Origin of the sequence: Mesobacillus subterraneus (assembly GCF_000934845.1) — a bacterium.
GTDB lineage: Bacteria > Bacillota > Bacilli > Bacillales > Cytobacillaceae > Mesobacillus > Mesobacillus stamsii.
The window spans coordinates 1-1,451 of record NZ_JXIQ01000057.1 but is presented as its reverse complement, the minus strand read 5'-3'; the positions used below and the strand labels follow the sequence as shown (position 1 = coordinate 1,451).

Below are 1,451 nucleotides of genomic sequence, written 5' to 3'. Positions count from 1 at the left end.
ACCTGCGGCATCTGAGGCATATTCCCTGGCATCATTCCTCCGCTATACGGCATTTGGTTTTCCATCATTCCGCCAACCTGCGGCATCTGAGGCATCATCGGCATTTCTGATGATTCTTCCTCCATCATTCCCGCGACCTGTGGCATTTGATTTTCCATCATTCCTGCGTTTTGCGGCATCATCGGCATTTGCCCCGGCATCATTCCTCCTGCCTCTGGCATGGGTATCTGAGATGGCTGAGGGATGTAGCCAGGACCAGGCATTACAGGTGAAATCGGCACACCATAAAAAGTCGGTCCAGTCATTTGCGGTGCAGCATATTGAGGCATATTTTCCCCCATAACCGAATTCTGCATCATTGCAAATGAGGAGGATTCCATATCCTCTACCGGCAATGCCATGTTAGGCATCATACCTGGATACTGGGAAACTCCCTGCACCTGGGGATTGGGCATTTGGTGGGCTTCTGGATAACCATAAGCAGGACCCGACATAGAAGGTGCACCTGGATAATAATTATATGGGTAAGGAATCATTGGCTGTTGGTATCCTCCTTGAACGAATGGCATCATAGATGGTGATTCATCCATAAATTCATTCTTTTCTATTTTGATATCTGGTTTAATTTCTGATTTTATCTTTTGCTTTCCCTCCACCTTTTGCGGCAAGGGTTTAAGCTCTGGTTTAACCTGCGGTTTTATTTGCTTTGCCTCTGGTTTCACTTCTGGAAAAATATTTTCTGGTTTTGGCGGGAGCTGCGGCTGGGCTTTCGGCTGAGGTTTATGCTGTGATTTTGGCTGGGATTTTGGCTGTGGCGGGAACTGCATATTAGCCATGTTCATCATATAGTAATTGTTGATATCAATTTCCGGCTTGATTTGCACTGGCATTTTAGGTTTATATGGTTTAACTGGTTCTTCCTTTGGAACAGGTTTTGGCATTTCCTTTTTCGGCTGTTCTTTAACAGGAGCCTCTTTCTTACCTTGTGGAATTGGCATCGGTTTCTCTTTGGCAATCGGCATTTCCTTTTTGCCACCCATATTGATTTTTGCTTGAGGCGTTCCACCTACTATTGGAGCTTCTTTCTTTATTGTGCCTCCACCAGTTGGAACTTTTATTTTCATACCGGGCATAATCATATCAGGGTTGCTGAGCTGTGCGTTTAACTGTTTCAGCTCTTCAAAGTTCACGCCGTACTTCTTGGCGATCTTCCAAAGAGTATCCCCTTTCTGTACGATATGGATTTTCACTCTGATTCCCTCCTATGGCATAAGTCCATATATTCTATGTTGGTGTGGGCAAATTGCTAACAATCTTCAAAAAAACTTATGCATCTATGTATATAAATATGTTTCGCACAGGAAAATTAAGCCTTTCCAAAAGAAAAGCGCAAGCGCCTTGGTCAGCCCTGACAAGCGCTGGAGGGCCTGCCAGTGAAGTCGTTCTTTGAC

Annotated in this window: 1 protein-coding gene; it reads right to left on the bottom strand. The window is 44.8% G+C overall.

The genetic code is table 11. The features are described from left to right. A partial coding sequence (safA, locus tag UB32_RS18975) for a SafA/ExsA family spore coat assembly protein (protein WP_052806984.1) occupies nt 1-1,250 on the bottom strand: 1,250 nt, incomplete at its 3' end. Between the last annotated feature and the right edge of the window lie 201 nt (nt 1,251-1,451).